Below are 14,528 nucleotides of genomic sequence, written 5' to 3' on the forward strand. Positions count from 1 at the left end.
AGCTTGGAGGGAATGCTCTATCACGGGTCGTAATTCGGGAAAGGGCCACCATGACCGTCGAGATGGTGATCGAGCAACGCCGCCGCAGTCTGGGGGGAGGACTTGATGTGGGCCGGGTCCTGCCGTTCGCCAAGCGGCGAATGATAGGCCCATTCGTGTTCTTCGATCACATGGGGCCGCTTGACGTGCAGGCTGGGGTCGATCGCAGCCTGGATGTGCGGCCGCACCCGCACATTGGCTTGTCCACCGTGACGTACCTGTTCTCCGGGGAGATCGTCCATCGCGACAGCGTTGGCTCGCACCAGCCCGTGCGTCCGAGGGAAGTGAACTGGATGACCGCAGGCAGCGGCATCACCCATAGCGAGCGCTTCGAAAAGGCGCGGGCCGAGGGAGATCACCTGCACGGCATCCAAGCCTGGGTGGCTCTTCCGGACGGCGCCGAGGAGGTCGGCCCTGCCTTTTCCCATCATGAAGGGGCCGATCTGCCGCAATGGCGCGAAGGAGGCGTGAGCGGCCACCTGATCGCCGGCCGTGCCTATGGCCTGACCGCAGGCGTGCGGACCCATTCACCGCTGTTCTACGCTCATCTTGATCTGGACGCCAATGCACGCGCGGAAGTTCCGGGCGACCATCCGGAGCGAGCGGCGTACATCGCCACCGGGCTCGTCGAGGTAAACGGGACGCCCTACGGTCCCGGACAGATGCTTGTTCTGGGTGCCGAGACATCCAGCCTGAAAGCTTTGGCGCCGTCGACGGTGATGGTGCTGGGCGGGGAACCCGTGGGTGAGCGCTTCCTCTACTGGAATTTCGTCTCGTCCTCTCAGGAGCGCCTCCGCCAGGCTGCGGAGGACTGGAGGGCGGGGCGGATGAAACTTCCCGACGCCGATGACGCGGAGTTCATTCCTCTGCCTGACGATCCCTTTCTCAAGCCACCCGCAATGTCGTGATACCCCGGGAAACGCGATTGAGGTTCCTCGGCTGACTGCGCAAGGAAAAAGGCCGGAGCGGTGAACCGCACCGGCCTTTCCAAAATGCCCCCGGCAAGCCGGGAAACCTGCCGATACCGCTTAACGGAAGAGCGACAGGAGCGTTTGCGGTGCCTGGTTGGCGATCGACAGGGCCTGCACACCCAGCTGCTGCTGGACCTGCAGGGCCTGAAGGTTCGCGGACTCCTTGGCGAGATCGGCATCGACAAGGTTGCCGACGCCGGTCGTGATCACGTCGTTCAGGTTGCTGTTGAAGTTAAGCTGCCCTTCGATCTGACGCGAAGCTGCGCCGAGATCGGAAAGGCTGGTCTTCACTTCCTTGAAGAAGGCGTCGAGCTTGGTGCCCAGCGCCTTGGCTGCAGCCGCCGCAGTTGCCGACGTATCACCGGCAAGATCGGTGATGCTGGTGTCGGTTCCCGAAGCGCCCATTGCCGTGCCGGCCTTGGTGGTCAAGCCCTGGTTGGCGACCGTGAGCGTGTCGCCCGCGATCGACTGCAGAGCGCTGACCTTGCCGTCGGTGGCAGGAGCGGTAGCGCCGCTCTTCAGCAGGTTGACGTCGTTGAAATCCGAACCGTCGATGACCGTGAAGATCTGCTTCTTAAGAGCAAGCAGGTCGTTGGAGATCGCGGTGCGGCTTTCCACGTCCAGACCTTCGTCCGATGCTTCGAGAGCCTTCGACTTCATCTGGTTGACGAGGTCGGAGATCTGTTCGGCACCGGCAACAGCAACGTCCGTGACGCTCTTGGCGTTGTTGAGCGAGCTGGTGACTGCGTTCAACTTGCCGAGGTCGCCGCGGAGCGTCTGGGCGACAGTGTACTTCGCCGAGTCGTCCTTCGTGGATGCCACGTTCAGACCCGTGGTGATACGGCTCTGAGTGGTTTCCATCGAACGGTTGGTGGCATTGAGGCTCTGGAGAGCTGCCATGGCACCAGCGTTGGTGTTTACCGAAAACGCCATTTCAATTTCCCTTCTAGGTTACCGGCCGATTCTGCGGCCTCGACGGCAGGAAACGCTGCCGCCCGTACTCCCGACAATTCCGGGTGCAGGATCATTCTAGAAGGCAGGCGCCGCCCTCGGTCGCAGCCTGTGGAAAAACTACGCAGCCGGCATGGCGTCAGAACGGAAACAGCGCGTCGTAGATCTGCTGGCCCCAGCGGGCCTGCTGTGCATCGGTAAGCTGCCCACGCCCGCCATAGCTGATCCGCGCTTCCGCGATCTGGCTGTGCCGGATCGAGTTGTCGCGTGCGATATCCTCGGGCCGGATCACGCCGGAGACGACCAGTTCGCGCAGTTCGAAGTTGACGCGAACTTCCTGCTTGCCGCGAATGGCCAGGTTGCCGTTGGGCAGGACGCCGACGACGGTGGCCGCGATTGTCATGTTGATCTGTTCCGAGCGTGCGGTGTTCCCGGCGCCGACCGAGCTCGACTTCGAGCTTGTGCTGGTGAGATTGCCCGGGTCCGGATCGCCCGGCAGGATCTTCCCGATCTGGCTTTCGAGGCCGAGCAGGGCGGCGATACCGCTGTTCTCGCTGCCGGTGCGGGTGCGGGTCGTGGCGTTATCCACGCGGGCGCTGTCGGCGATGTTGATGCGGATCGTGACGATGTCCCCCACGCGGGAGGCACGCTGGTCACGGAAGAAGGCGCCGCCTCCTGTTCGGAACAGGGAGGCCCCGCGCGAACCCTCGGCGATCTGCGGATCGCTTCCGTCGGGGCCGTGCTCGGCCTTGGCGTGGTTGCCGAGCGAGGGCTCCACACGGGGCGCGACAGGGGCGCCGGGGTCGCTCATCCGGGGCGCTTTGCCGACGTTCTGAAGTCGGCCGACAGCGCCGCAGCCGGTAAGGACCGAGGAGCAGGCAAGAGCCGCGGCAACGATGAGGAAACGGTTGTTCATGCTGAATATCCTACGCGGCAGGCGCGGTGGCGGTGGTCAAGGTGCAGCTATCTGCACTTCGCCGCTCGATGTGGCGACGCCTTCGAGTGTCCGGTTCGTGGCAAGGTTCAACACTCGCACCGGATCGCCCCGACCCGCATCGGCCAGGGCCCGGCCCGGCGAGGTGATGCGCAGGGCTCCGGAAATGAGGGCGATCGTCACCGTCTCTCCCCGGCGTACCATTCGCGGCGGGGCGACATCATTGGCGCGAACGGGGCTGCCGGCCGAGAGGCGACGGGTCGTTTCCTGCCCGGCCGCTTCCGCGGGAGAAAGGGCGCCCCGCGCGACGGCGGGTGCCACACGCGCCGTCTCGAAGTCGGCGCTGGACAGCACGTCGCCGCGCTCCACTGCGCGCGCGAGAACCGGCACCGGCGCGTTCGCGGGCTGCGGCGCGGCTGCCGTCAACATGAGAAGGGCGGCGGTCAGCATCCTTTCGGTAGCCTCAGACTGTCTGAGTTGAAGTCTGCAGCATTTCGTCTGCCGTCTTCAGCACGCGACTGTTCATTTCGTAAGCGCGCTGCGCGGTGATGAGCGAGGTGATTTCCGAGACGGGATTGACGTTGGAAGCTTCGATGAAGCCCTGACTCAGCGTCCCGTATGCAGGCTGACCGGGGGTGGAGACCATTGGCTGGCCCGATGCGCCGGTTTCGATGAACAGACTGTCGCCGATCGCCTCGAGTCCCGCTTCGTTGATGAAGGTCGCCAGTTCGAGTTGGCCCACCGTCTGCAGTTCGGCCTGGCCCGCCAGCTTCACCTGCACTTCGCCCGTCTTCGAGACTGAGACGCTGAGCGCTCCCTGCGGCACGGTGATGTCGGGCTGCACGCGGTAGCCATCGGCCGTGACGAGTTCGCCCTGGTCCGACAGCTGGAACGATCCGGCGCGGGTGTAGCCGAGATCACCGCTCGGCAGCATCACCTGGAAGTAGCCGGGGCCGTCGATCGCGAGGTCATAGGGATTGCCGGTGCTGGTGAGGGCGCCCTGTTCGGTGATGCGGTAGACGCCGCCGGTTTTCACGCCTGCACCGATCTGGATGCCCGAGGGCACTTTCGTGCCGTCAGCACTGGTGGCCGCGCCGGGGCGGGATACCTGCTGGTACAGGAGGTCCTGAAACTCCGCACGCTGCCGCTTGAACCCGGTTGTGTTCATGTTGGCGATGTTGTTGGAGGTGACATCGACATTGGTCTGCTGGGCCAGCATGCCGGTGGAAGCGATGGAAAGAGAACGCATGCAGGGTTCCTTGACGTAAGAGGGCTCAGCCCAGCTTGCTGAGACGGTCGATCGCGCGGCGGCGCATGTCGGCGAGGTCGGCGGAGAGGCGCTGGCTGGTCTGGTAGGAGCGCAGGATCTCCACCATGTGCGTGGTTTCCGAGATCGGCTCCACGTTCGACGCTTCGACGCCGCCCGTGCGCAGCTTCGTCTGCGCAGCGGCAAGCACCGTACCGCCCGCGCCGGTCAGAAGCCCGTCGCCCCGGACCTCCAGCAGGTTCTCATCCGCGAAACCGGTCACCGCTAGACGGCCGACCGGCTCCTCACCGGCCATGACGGTGCCGTCGCTGGTGATCTTCACCAGCGCCAGCTGGTCTACGGCGACGGCGAGCGGCCGGCCATTCTCATCCAGCAGCCGCTGGCCGCCGGAGGTTGCGAGTTCGCCGCTTTCCAGCACCTTGACGAAGCCGACACGCGTGTAGCCGGTCGAGCCGTCCGCCATCTCCACGTTAAGGTAACCCGGCCCTTCGATCATGATGTCGAGAGGGTTGCCGGTCGCCTGGAAGGCGCCCTGGGAGATATCGTGAACGGCACCGTAATCGAGGACGTAGGATGTCCTGCGGGCGTCCTCGACCGGTCCCTCCTGGGCCGCCTCGACGTATTCATGAAAGAGCGCCTGTTCGCGCTTGTAGCCTGGCGTGGAGACGTTCGCCATGTTGTTGGCGGCCACGTCGAGCTGACGACGCAGGGCCTGCTCGTGGCTCAGCAGCACGAAGGAGGAGACGTCCATCTTCAGGCCCTTGCAAAAAAACTCGGCATAAACCCGCAAGGCGCACCCCTGCCGGCTACAATCCTATATATAGGAAGAAATCCCGCGCATGGATTCTGGTGCGGAATTTTGAGGGACAAGGCGTGAGCGAGACGACAGGCGAAACCCCGCCGGACGGGGCCGATGTGGCGAAAAAGCCGGGCAAGGGCCGCCTGATCGCCATCGCCGTCGTCTTGGTCGGGCTGCTTGCAGGCGCCGGCGGCGTCTACTGGTACATGCGCCCGGCGGAGGAGCATGCCGAGGAGAAGCAGGCAGAGGCATCTTCCGAAGAGGCGGAGGAAGGCGATGTGTCGGCCTCCTACATCGAAGTGCCGCCGATGATGGTGAACCTGCGTGGAGGCGGGGCGCAGTCAAAATTCGTGAAGCTGCGGTTCGTGATCGTCGCGGCGCCGGGCAAGACGGATGCGGTGAAGGCACGCCTCCCCGTGGTTCTCGACGCCTTGCAGCCGTTCCTGCGCGAATTGCGCCCGGACGACCTCAACGGCTCGGCCGCCGTATTCCGCATAAAGGAAGAGATGATGCGGCGCTCCACCGAAGCTCTAGGCAAGGGCATGGTTCGTGACGTGCTGATTCAGGATCTCATCCAGCAATGAGCATGGACCGCGAGGATCCGTCTCGTCCGGAGACCGTGCGGCTGGCGGCCGTAGATGGTGAGGCGCTGCCGCGCCGAGGGCTCAAGGCGGTGCTGGAATCGAACGTCATCAGCCATGAGCGTCTCCCGATGCTCGAGGTGGTCTGTGAGCGCATGGTTCGCACGTTCGCAACCTCGATGCGCAACCTCACTTCGGATGCGATCGAAGTGAACCTGGAGGCGATCACCTCCGTGCGGTTCGGCGATTTCATGGACCACGTGGCGCTGCCGGCCATGTTCGGGGTGTTCCAGGTGAAGCCCTGGGAAAGCTACGGCGTGGTCACGGTGGACGCCGGGCTGATCTATGGCATCGTCGACGCGCTGCTGGGCGGCCGTGGCGGAAGCCGGGCGCTGCCGCCGGAGGGCCGCACGTTCACCACGATCGAGTCCAGCCTGGTGTCTCGGGTCGTCCAGATGGCTCTGGACGAGCTCGCCGCTGCCTTCGAGGAAATCGCTTCTGTGGCGATGGGCCTGGAACGGATGGAATTGAGCCCGCGGTTCGCCGCGATCGCGGAACCCAGCAACGCGGCTGCAGTCGCAACCTACCGCGTGTCGATGGAGGGGCGCGGCGGCGTGTTCTCGATCCTGCTGCCCTACGCCACGCTCGAACCGGTGCGCGACAAGCTCCTGCAGCGCTTCATGGGCGAGAAACTCGGCCGTGATCGCATATGGTCGCAGCACATGGCTTCGGAGCTCTACAACACCGAAGTCACCGTGGATGTAGTCCTTGGCGAAAAGATGATGTCGCTGCGGGACGTGCGCGATCTGAAGGTGGGCCATACGATCGCCCTCAGCCACAGCCCTGAGGATCCGCTGCATCTGCAATGTGGCGGCGTGCCGCTCGGGCGTGCGCACATCGGCCAGCGTTCAAGCAATATCGCCATCCGCATGGCCACTGACATCGCGAAGGGATACTCGAAATGACTGTTGCGACGGCAATCAATTTCGCTTTGGTTCTCCTGTGTCTGTGCGTGATGGTCCAGGCCATCCGGATGGACCGCCGCATCCGGGCTTTGCGCGACGGGCATCTTGATCAGGCCGTCGAGAAGCTCGATAACGCAACTCAGCAGGCGCGTATCGTGCTGGCCGATCTCAAGCGCGTTTTGTCCAGCGATGTCGCGGCGCAAGGGGAAATCCTTCTCGCCGCGCGTGAATTGCGCGACGAGCTCTCCGTGATGGTCGGCGTCGGCAATTCGGTGGCGGAGCGCATTGTGGATGCCGCAGACAAGGCGCGGGCCGCCGAGGCCGGCGCACGCCGCCGCCCCGCCCGATGGCGGGAAGAGGCGGACGCCGCGCTTCGCGCCGACGAGGCCGTGCGCCGTGAAAGCTCTCCCGCGGGTGGAGAGCCGGCCGCGAAGCGGGATCTCAGCAGCATCGTGCTTGACCTTACAGCCGCCCGAGGGTCGCGAGGTAGCGCGGTCGCATGATCAAGGCGTTGACCCGGCCTACCCGCCTGATGCTCGGGGTGGCAGCCGCCGCGGCTGTTGCCAATGCGATCGCCTTCGCAGCGTCGGCGGACCTTGCCGGCGGGCCGGACACCGGGCGTCTGGGTGCCTCGCTTCGCGATGCGACCGCGCAGAGGGACCGGGTTTCCGCCGCCGACAAGCGCAGGCTCGACATGCGCGAGCAGGCGGTTCGGGCCAGCGAGGCGCGGCTCGCCAGCCAGTTGAAGCAGCAGCAGGAAGAGGCGGCCGCCGGGACGGCGAAGGGTGCTGCCGGCGCGCAGGCTCCGGCTGTGCCCTACGACAACCTCGCCCGTATCTATCAGCGGATGAAGCCCAACCGCGCGGGACCGATCTTCGAGAAGCTCGATCTTGACGTCCAGCGGGAGGTAGCGGCCCGCATGCGCGAACAGGCAACGGCGCAGATCATGGCCAACATGTCACCCAATGGCGCGGTGGCACTGTCGATGGCGATGGCCGGACGCAAGGTCATGCCGGCTCCTGCGGCGACCAGGCCCGGCGCTGGCCGCCCGGTCACGCCGAAATAAGCAGCGCGCCTCGAGCGGGAAACAGCGGCTATTGCTCCCTTGCAGATACCTTGACGATCAGCACCGTGTCGACAGCGTTGTCCGCTCGTTTCACCGAGGTCTTCAGCATCGCGGCCAACCGTCCGACATTCACAGGCGTGAAGCGCGACGTCCAGAGGCGAGCAAACTCGATGGCGGCTGAAAGCGCGGCCGCACGAAGTTTCGGGATGTTCTTGCCCAGGGCGGCGGCATCATCCGCAGACTTGGCCTTGATGACGATGGACAGGTGGAGGACCCCGTCCACTCGTCCTCCATCGACGATAGGCGCCGCGATCGGCTCGAGGCTGACGAAAATAGGATCAGGCGGCGGCAGTTCCTCCGCCTGGCGCGGTTCGGTGTTGGCTGCAAGCGCGGGCGCAGTCCACAACAACATCAGGGCAGAAAAAAAGGCGCGACAGGGGCGCAGCGAAAGCATGGGAACTCCGGTGAGCGGTCCGCACAAGGCTGGGTGGTTCTATAATAGGATGAAATTCGAGGAGTCGCGTCGGAATGAGCAGTGATCGGAAACCGGGGAAGGTCCGTGTCGTGGCCTCAGGCCCGGCACAGGCACCGGCTCCGGGTGCGGCACCTGCCCGTCGGCGTACCGATCAGCCCTCAGACAGCGCCAAGGCTGCGCCAGCCGTCCGGCCGCGGGGGGCGAGTCTGCTATGGCCCCTTCTGGGGTTTCTGCTCTTCCTTGTGAGTTGCCTTCTCGGCGGAGCCCTGCTGGTCCTGAGCGGCGTTGTCGGGGCGGGGGCGGCATGAGCCGTGTTCGCCTTCTTTGCGGTGTCGTGCTCGCCGCCAGCGCCTCGCTTCTTTCCGCAACCGACGGTGCGTACACAGCGCGGCTTCCCGGTTTTGCGGCGGAACTGGCGCAACGCCCGCCGCTGGTCGACGGGAACGCGTGGAAGTCGATGCCGGACAAGAGCGCCTGGCTTCAGCTCTCGACGGTCGAGGCGGCAGGGCGACAGTCGGCCCGCTGGGATTACGCGCGCAGCCTGATCGCGCAGGAACGGGGCCCGGATGCCTTGGGCGTGCTGGAAGTGATGCGCCAGGATGATCCGGACCTCGGCATGGTGGATGCCTGGCGCCTGGCCCATGGCGCAGCACTGACCCTGGTAGGCCGCGCCGACGCTGCGCTCACTGAGCTGGACATGCCGGGCCTGCGCATCAATCCGGAGGCCTGCCTGTGGCGTTCGCGGGCGCTTGCGGGTGAAGGTCTGGCAGAGCAGGCGCTACAGCAGCTGGAATGCGCCGCACCTGCCCTGGCCAAGCCGCGTGCGGCTCCATTCGTGCTGGCGGCGGCCCGCGCCGGTATAGAGGGCGGTGCACCGCAGAAGGCACTGCACTGGCTGTCTTGGCTGCCGGACCGAGACCCGGCGGCGAACCTGCTGCGAGGCAGGGCGGATCTGGCTTTGGGTCGCCACGACGCGGCGCGTCTTCGCCTCGCGAGGGTGGAGCAATCGGGCAGTGCGGCGCAGCGGATGGACGCCCGGCTCAGCCGTATCGAAGGCGATGTCGCCCGCAAGGCGATGCGTCCGGAGGAGGCGCTTGGGAAGCTGGCGGAGATACGCTACTCCTGGCGGGGTGATGCGATCGAGGAACGTGCCCTGCGGTTGTCGTACAGCCTCGCGGACGGACGGAACGATCTGGCCGGAGCCCTCTCGGCAGGGGCGGCGCTGGTGCGCTACCACGATACACAAGGTGCCGCAGCGCTTCTCCCGGACGTGCAGGCGAAGCTGGCGGCGGCCCTCGATCCGGAAAGAAAGTTGCCGCTGGAGCGGGCGGCAAGCCTCTACTGGGACTATCGGGACATCGCGCCATCAGGTGCTCAGGGCGACCTCCTGGTAAGCCGCCTTGCGGCGCGGTTGCAGCAGGCAGGCCTCTACGAGCGTGCCGCGGATCTTCTGTCGCACCAGTTGATGCAACGTGCGGGCGACCTTGCCCGAGGGCCGCTATCGGCTCGCGTCGCGAGTCTCTACATCCTTGCGGGCCGGCCGGAACGTGCGCTCAGGACGCTGCGGGAAACAGAGGATCCAGGCCTGCCGGACAGCATGGTCGGTGACCGCAAGCGGGTGGAGGCCGCCGCTCTCGCACAGGTCGGACGGGCCGAAGAGGCGCTGGCTGTGCTGCAGGATCTGCCCGGTTCCGCTCCCCTGCAGGCGGAGATACTCTGGCAACGCCGGGATTGGGGCCGCTATGCCCAGGCGACGGGAGAAAGTCTGCCGAAAGGCAAGTCGCTGGACGCCGTCGCTCAGGCGCAGGTCCTGCGGCATGCCATCTCCCAGGCGATGCTCGGGCGGGAGGACGCGCTTGCCTGGCTTCACTCGCGTTATGCCGCCGCGTTCAAAGGCCTGCCTTCGGCGCCCGTCTTCGAGATGCTGACCGGCGCGCCGGGCGCCGTCGATGCGGCGAAACTCGCACGGGCGATGGCAGCGATCCCCTCCGCGAGCCCGGCCGGCACCTTCGCGGACCTTCTGGGAGCGAGGAAGACGCCGTAGTCCCCCCACAGGACCGGCCTCAGTCCAGATAATTGGCCAGCGACATGGCGTTCAACTGCGAGAACACCGAATAACTGGCCTGCAGGATCGTCTGGCGCTGCGTTATGTCGATCGCGATCTGGCCAAGGTCGGCGTCCTCCACCTCGCCAATCGCCTGACTGAGAAGCTTGATGCGCTCATCCGCCCGCGTTTCCAGCGCTTCAACCTGCGCTTGGCGCCGGCCGTTCGCTCCATTGACCGAACGAACGCCGGTGATCCCTTCATCAAGCAGTGCCAGGGCCGCGGTGATGGCCTCGGCCTGCTCCTCGGTGAGCGTTTCCCCGAAGGGTCCCGCCTCGGCAAGGGCGCGGAAAGCCGAGACAAGACCCGTTGCGATATCGCTCGCGACGAGGCCATACTGCACGTCCATCCCGTCTCCTGCCCGGACGGCCTGGCGCACCGTGTCGTTTGCGAAGGCGGCGTCGGCATCGAGGCCGATCGTGTCCTGCAGCGTTTCAGGCACAAATGGCAGGGGAGTGGTCCGCGAGCCGGCGAACATCGGGACGCCGGATTCCTGCGCGTTGAGCGAGGAGCGGATCTGAAGGAACGCCTCCTCGATCATACCTTGCAGCCCCGGCGCATTTCCGGTGCCGACCGCGCTGAACAGCTCTTCCCGCAGGTCCAGCAAGGACGCGTCGATCTGCTCGAGGTGTCCCTGGTACATCGAGAGGGTGGTGGAGACCCGGTTGATGTTGTTCTTGTACGCCTCCTGCGTGGCGACCATCGAACGCGCGGAAAGGGTCCTCACGGCATCGAGACCGAGCCCGGCGTAGTCGTTGACCTTCTTTTCCGTCGCCAGCTGCAGTTGGCTTTCGGCAAGGTTCTGCTGTGTGCGCTGAATGGCGCTCGAAAGTGTCTGCTGCAGCGGAATGGTGGCTACGCGGGTCATCGAGCGTCGTCCTTAGACCATGTTGAGCAGAGTGTCGTACATCTGCGAGGCGGTGCTGATTACCCGTGCGGAGGCGGAGTAGCTGTTCTGCAGGACGACCATCTGGGCCAGTTCCTCGTCGATGTTGACGCCGGAGAAGGAGTCCCGACGGTTCACCGCATCCCCGAGCCGCGCGCTTGCATCGAGGGCCGAGGTCTTGGCGAGTGACGCCTGCGCGCCGGCCCCGCCAAGCAAGCGGCTTGCGAACATGTCGATGGTGGAACGACCGTCCTTGCCAAAGTCAATCGTGGAGGCGAGCGCATCGACGAAAGCGTTTGCCCCTCGGATATCCGCGGCGCCGATCGCCTGCTGGCCGGGGGTGGCATCGAGCTGGAGCCGCGCCAGCGGAAGGCGCGATGTGTCCGTCGCCATCTCGGACGAGACATGGGCGGTCGCGAGCGCGGCACTTGCGCCGCCGAGACCCGACAGTGCCGAGAACGAAAGCCCCGTGTCGAAGCGGTCCGTCGCGTCGGAGGGGATGGTGATCGCCGCCCCCGCGTTTGCCGTACTGGCGGTAAAGGTGATGCGGCCGGTACCGTCGAGGGCAAAACGCCCGAAGCTGCCCAGGTCGCTTCCGTTCAGGCCATCGACAAGGTCGCCCCAGGTGCCTCCGGCGGAGACGTCGAGTTCATGGCTGGCGAGCAACTTGCCGGACGGATCGCGCAGGACGATCTGCGCTGCGTCATCCGCGCTGAACCCGTGCGGGTCGTCGGACGCGAAGCCGGAGGGTGCCAGGGCGTTCCGATCCGAACGGATCAGATTGTTCAGGCCGAAGAACTGCGAGAAACCGATGCCCGCCCGGTCGCTTGGGCTATCGGGGTCCTGCCCGATGGCGATGCCGTTCTTGCCCGAGGCGGCGCTGATGGACAGGACACCGTTCTCGAAGGACGCCGATCCGGCCGGGGCCAGTCCGTCGTTGATGGCCGCCACAGCGTCGGCGACGGTCGAGAGCGGCGGAGGACTGTCGAAGTCGAGCGTTGTCTTCGCGACGAGGATACCGTCCTGCCCGACGACGGCGAATGTCACCTTGCCGGTGAAGCCGAGCCGGTCGGCAGCGACAAGGCCATTGGGCTGGCCGGTAAGCGTCTGCGGCGGGGGAGATGCGGTCCCTTCGTTAGCGACCTTGTTGAGCGTGCCCGCCAGACCGCCGAACAACTGGCCCAGCTGGTCGGTGAAGCCGGGCAGCACGCGGTCGCGCATGTCGATGAGGCCGCCCAGCTTGCCTCCGACGCCGCTGGTCTCGATGGTCTCCCCCGCCGAGGCGCCCAGCGCCCCGTTGTCTGCGGCGAAGTGAATGCTGATGCCTTTGTACATCCCCGCCGAGGCCCCGGCGCCGGACGCATAATTCAGCTGGCGCAGGCGCTTGTCCAGAAGGACCTGGCCGGAGGCCGTGTCGATCGTGACGCGCCCGTCCGGCTGCTCGCGCACCTTCACCTCGACGAGCCCGCTGAGTTCCTGCAGCGCGTTCATCCGCTCGTCGGCCGGGCCGGAGGCGCTCAGGCCGAGGCCCTGCAGGCGCGACACCTCGGCGTTGAGGCCGTGGACCTTGCGCAGCAGGACGTTGACCCGATCCACAGTGTCTGAGACCTCGCTCTCCACATCGGACCGGAGGGCGCCGACATCGGATTGAAGGGCATCGAGCGCGTAGATCGCGTCCGCTACGTTGCCGGTGAACATCGCGATCGCTTCCGGCGAGCCCTGCAGGCCGCCGACTTCGGAGATCGATGTCGAGATGGCGGTCAGACGGGCTGACAGCCCGCTGTCAGCGCCAGGCGTGCCGAGCAGCGACTGCAGGCGATCAAGGTACGTTGAAACGGCCTCCGTCCGGCCAGCTTCGCCGCCTCGCTGATAGACGGTGTTCTCGAGGAACTTGTCGGCTACGCGGGCGGGCTCCCCCACCACGACGCCGGTGACGTTCCCGCCGGCTATCGACGCGCTCTGCGAGACCGTCTGGCGCGCGTAGCCCGCCGTGCCGACGTTGGCGATATTGGTGGAGACGGTCTGCATCCCCGCCTGCGAGGCGGCAAGCCCCGACTTTGCGGAGTTCAGGATTGAACTGAGGGACATGGATCAGACCGTCCGGGTTGCTGTTGTATCAGCGCTTCAGGTTGCCCACTTCCTGAAGCATGTCGTCCACCGTGGTGATGATCTTCGACGAAGCGCTGTAGGCACGCTGAAAGAGGATCATGTTGGAGAACTCGGCGGCCAGATCGACGTTGGAGGTTTCCAGCATGCTGGCCGAGATCTTTCCGCCGCCGACGAGGCCGGGCTCGTTGATGGCGACGTTACCCGACTGCTCCGAAACGATGTAGGCGTTGCCGCTGATGCGGGTCAGGCCATCCGGGTTCTGGAACGTGGCCAGGGGCAACTGGTAGATCGGCCGCGACGTGCCGTCATCGAAGACCGCGCTGACGATCCCGTTGTCGGAGATACTCACCGATGCCACCGTGCCCAGCATGCCGCCATCGACGGTCGAGGAAAGCAGTGCTGAATCGCTGCCGAACTGCGTCAGGCCGGCGAAGCCGTCGGGTGAGCCGAGGTCGAGCTTGATGAGCGGCGCTTCGGCGCCGTTGCCCCAGCTGAGATCGAGCGCGCTGAAAAGATCGCTGCCTGCGGTTTTCAGGCTGCCGTCACCGTTGAATTCAACCATGCCGCTGCGCAGCGTGACGGGGGTGCCTGCGTCCCTGGCCGCCTGAAGAGCGGCCGCTTCCTTGCCGATGTTCTGGGGATCGACGAAGCTCGCCAAATCGTTCGGATCCGCGGTGATTTCGGCGTGCCACGTATTCCCGTCCGTCTTGACGAAGCTGAAGGTCAGCGTGTGGGCGCCGCCTTGTGCATCGAAGACTTCGACGCTGCGGGCGAACTGAGGCAGGACCTTTCCGCTCGCCATGTCACCTGCCCCGTAGCTGGCCACCGGGGCCGCAGTGGCGTCAAGGTTGGCGCGAAGCTGGACGGAGGTGGTGGCCGCAGCGGCTCCCGTCAATGCATTGGGACGGATCGGCTGGAGCGAGGTCAGGCTGCCGTTGTTGACGTACTTCCCCGCTTCGTCGAGCGGCCAGCCCATCAGGTAGAAGCCGGCGGTGTTGCGTAGGTACCCCGAGGAGTCCGTGGTAAAGGAACCGGCGCGGGTATAGGCGATGGCACCGCTGGAATCCGCGCTGGAGCGTACGACGAAGAAGCCCGCGCCGTCGATACCCACGTCGGTCAGGCTGGAAGACGCCTGAAGCATGCCCTGCTTGGAGATGAGCGCCTTGGGCGTGGCTGTGACGCCGCCTGCGGAATAGTTGCTGGTCATGCTGCCGCCAGTCACCAACGACTGGAACTGGGCCGAGGTGCCCTTGTAGCCGACCGTGTTCACGTTCGTGATGTTGTCGGCCACCGTCGCCATCGCGCTCGACTGCGCGTTAAGGCCCGACACACCGGCATAGAGAGCGGAATAAAGGCTCATGACAATCTCCTGTGGTGCAAC

Annotated in this window: 15 protein-coding genes; 6 read left to right on the forward strand and 9 right to left on the reverse strand. The window is 65.7% G+C overall.

Annotated features, from left to right (window positions below; translation table 11 throughout):
• Window positions 1-50 precede the first annotated feature (50 nt).
• Complete coding sequence (locus QOL62_RS13760; RefSeq protein WP_283406686.1) at window positions 51-947, forward strand: pirin family protein; 897 nt, start codon at window positions 51-53, stop codon at window positions 945-947.
• Between the two features lie 120 nt (window positions 948-1,067).
• Here QOL62_RS13760 and QOL62_RS13765 read toward each other — a convergent pair whose 3' ends face one another.
• The 5 genes from QOL62_RS13765 to QOL62_RS13785 form a co-directional block, all read right to left on the reverse strand.
• Window positions 1,068-1,943 (reverse strand): flagellin, encoded by an 876-nt coding sequence (locus QOL62_RS13765; RefSeq protein ID WP_103728726.1) that lies wholly within the window; start codon window positions 1,941-1,943, stop codon window positions 1,068-1,070.
• A 157-nt stretch (window positions 1,944-2,100) separates the two neighbouring features.
• Complete coding sequence (gene flgH, locus QOL62_RS13770; protein ID WP_283406687.1) at window positions 2,101-2,877, reverse strand: flagellar basal body L-ring protein FlgH; 777 nt, start codon at window positions 2,875-2,877, stop codon at window positions 2,101-2,103.
• A gap of 36 nt (window positions 2,878-2,913) precedes the next feature.
• Window positions 2,914-3,345 carry a flagellar basal body P-ring formation chaperone FlgA gene (gene flgA, locus QOL62_RS13775; protein ID WP_283406688.1) on the reverse strand — a complete coding sequence of 144 codons (432 nt, stop codon included), beginning with the start codon at window positions 3,343-3,345 and terminating at the stop codon, window positions 2,914-2,916.
• Window positions 3,346-3,358: 13 nt separating this feature from the next.
• Window positions 3,359-4,144, reverse strand: a complete 786-nt coding sequence (flgG, locus tag QOL62_RS13780) for a flagellar basal-body rod protein FlgG (protein WP_103728723.1) — start codon at window positions 4,142-4,144, stop codon at window positions 3,359-3,361.
• 25 nt (window positions 4,145-4,169) lie between these two features.
• The gene (locus tag QOL62_RS13785; protein WP_283406689.1) at window positions 4,170-4,913 is read right to left on the reverse strand and encodes a flagellar hook-basal body complex protein; all 744 of its coding nucleotides are present in this window, start codon (window positions 4,911-4,913) and stop codon (window positions 4,170-4,172) included.
• Window positions 4,914-5,035: 122 nt separating this feature from the next.
• Here QOL62_RS13785 and QOL62_RS13790 point away from each other — a divergent pair, with 122 nt between their 5' ends.
• Genes QOL62_RS13790 through QOL62_RS13805 form a run of 4 tightly spaced genes read left to right on the forward strand, consistent with a single transcriptional unit; the run spans window position 5,036 to window position 7,573 of the window.
• The gene (locus QOL62_RS13790; RefSeq protein WP_283406690.1) at window positions 5,036-5,545 is read left to right on the forward strand and encodes a flagellar basal body-associated FliL family protein; all 510 of its coding nucleotides are present in this window, start codon (window positions 5,036-5,038) and stop codon (window positions 5,543-5,545) included.
• On the forward strand, window positions 5,542-6,507 hold the full coding sequence (fliM, locus tag QOL62_RS13795) for a flagellar motor switch protein FliM (RefSeq protein WP_103728721.1): 966 nt from the start codon (window positions 5,542-5,544) through the stop codon (window positions 6,505-6,507). The genes QOL62_RS13790 and fliM overlap by 4 nt, the downstream gene beginning before the upstream one ends.
• The gene (locus QOL62_RS13800) at window positions 6,504-7,010 is read left to right on the forward strand and encodes a DUF6468 domain-containing protein (protein ID WP_103728720.1); all 507 of its coding nucleotides are present in this window, start codon (window positions 6,504-6,506) and stop codon (window positions 7,008-7,010) included. Before fliM ends, QOL62_RS13800 begins: the two co-directional genes overlap by 4 nt.
• On the forward strand, window positions 7,007-7,573 hold the full coding sequence (locus QOL62_RS13805; protein WP_283406691.1) for a MotE family protein: 567 nt from the start codon (window positions 7,007-7,009) through the stop codon (window positions 7,571-7,573). Before QOL62_RS13800 ends, QOL62_RS13805 begins: the two co-directional genes overlap by 4 nt.
• Before the next feature lie 28 nt (window positions 7,574-7,601).
• On the opposite strand, the gene QOL62_RS13810 is transcribed toward QOL62_RS13805, so the two are convergent.
• Complete coding sequence (locus QOL62_RS13810) at window positions 7,602-7,985, reverse strand: hypothetical protein (protein ID WP_283406692.1); 384 nt, start codon at window positions 7,983-7,985, stop codon at window positions 7,602-7,604.
• Between the two features lie 367 nt (window positions 7,986-8,352).
• Here QOL62_RS13810 and QOL62_RS13815 point away from each other — a divergent pair, with 367 nt between their 5' ends.
• Window positions 8,353-10,092 carry a hypothetical protein gene (locus tag QOL62_RS13815; protein ID WP_283406693.1) on the forward strand — a complete coding sequence of 580 codons (1,740 nt, stop codon included), beginning with the start codon at window positions 8,353-8,355 and terminating at the stop codon, window positions 10,090-10,092.
• Between the two features lie 19 nt (window positions 10,093-10,111).
• On the opposite strand, the gene QOL62_RS13820 is transcribed toward QOL62_RS13815, so the two are convergent.
• Genes QOL62_RS13820 through flgE form a run of 3 tightly spaced genes read right to left on the reverse strand, consistent with a single transcriptional unit; the run spans window position 10,112 to window position 14,507 of the window.
• Complete coding sequence (locus QOL62_RS13820) at window positions 10,112-11,020, reverse strand: flagellin (RefSeq protein WP_283406694.1); 909 nt, start codon at window positions 11,018-11,020, stop codon at window positions 10,112-10,114.
• Between the two features lie 12 nt (window positions 11,021-11,032).
• Window positions 11,033-13,126 (reverse strand): flagellar hook-associated protein FlgK, encoded by a 2,094-nt coding sequence (locus tag QOL62_RS13825; RefSeq protein ID WP_283406695.1) that lies wholly within the window; start codon window positions 13,124-13,126, stop codon window positions 11,033-11,035.
• 28 nt (window positions 13,127-13,154) lie between these two features.
• Entirely contained in the window at window positions 13,155-14,507 is a 1,353-nt protein-coding gene (gene flgE / locus QOL62_RS13830; protein ID WP_283406696.1) for a flagellar hook protein FlgE, read from the reverse strand.
• Window positions 14,508-14,528: the final 21 nt, after the last annotated feature.

This window comes from Novosphingobium panipatense (assembly GCF_900182875.1).
GTDB classification, from domain to species: Bacteria; Pseudomonadota; Alphaproteobacteria; order Sphingomonadales; family Sphingomonadaceae; genus Novosphingobium; species Novosphingobium panipatense.

Excerpts from the sequence above, each read along its gene's own strand:
- QOL62_RS13800 (WP_103728720.1), top strand. The coding sequence starts at position 6,504 with ATGACTGTTGCGACGGCAATCAATTTCGCTTTGGTTCTCCTGTGTCTG.
- flgA (WP_283406688.1), bottom strand. The coding sequence starts at position 3,345 with ATGCTGACCGCCGCCCTTCTCATGTTGACGGCAGCCGCGCCGCAGCCC.
- QOL62_RS13760 (WP_283406686.1), top strand. The coding sequence starts at position 51 with ATGACCGTCGAGATGGTGATCGAGCAACGCCGCCGCAGTCTGGGGGGA.
- QOL62_RS13765 (WP_103728726.1), bottom strand. The coding sequence starts at position 1,943 with ATGGCGTTTTCGGTAAACACCAACGCTGGTGCCATGGCAGCTCTCCAG.
- QOL62_RS13815 (WP_283406693.1), top strand. The coding sequence starts at position 8,353 with ATGAGCCGTGTTCGCCTTCTTTGCGGTGTCGTGCTCGCCGCCAGCGCC.
- QOL62_RS13820 (WP_283406694.1), bottom strand. The coding sequence starts at position 11,020 with ATGACCCGCGTAGCCACCATTCCGCTGCAGCAGACACTTTCGAGCGCC.
- flgE (WP_283406696.1), bottom strand. The coding sequence starts at position 14,507 with ATGAGCCTTTATTCCGCTCTCTATGCCGGTGTGTCGGGCCTTAACGCG.
- QOL62_RS13805 (WP_283406691.1), top strand. The coding sequence starts at position 7,007 with ATGATCAAGGCGTTGACCCGGCCTACCCGCCTGATGCTCGGGGTGGCA.
- flgH (WP_283406687.1), bottom strand. The coding sequence starts at position 2,877 with ATGAACAACCGTTTCCTCATCGTTGCCGCGGCTCTTGCCTGCTCCTCG.
- QOL62_RS13785 (WP_283406689.1), bottom strand. The coding sequence starts at position 4,913 with ATGGACGTCTCCTCCTTCGTGCTGCTGAGCCACGAGCAGGCCCTGCGT.
- flgG (WP_103728723.1), bottom strand. The coding sequence starts at position 4,144 with ATGCGTTCTCTTTCCATCGCTTCCACCGGCATGCTGGCCCAGCAGACC.
- QOL62_RS13810 (WP_283406692.1), bottom strand. The coding sequence starts at position 7,985 with ATGTTGTTGTGGACTGCGCCCGCGCTTGCAGCCAACACCGAACCGCGC.
- QOL62_RS13825 (WP_283406695.1), bottom strand. The coding sequence starts at position 13,126 with ATGTCCCTCAGTTCAATCCTGAACTCCGCAAAGTCGGGGCTTGCCGCC.
- fliM (WP_103728721.1), top strand. The coding sequence starts at position 5,542 with ATGAGCATGGACCGCGAGGATCCGTCTCGTCCGGAGACCGTGCGGCTG.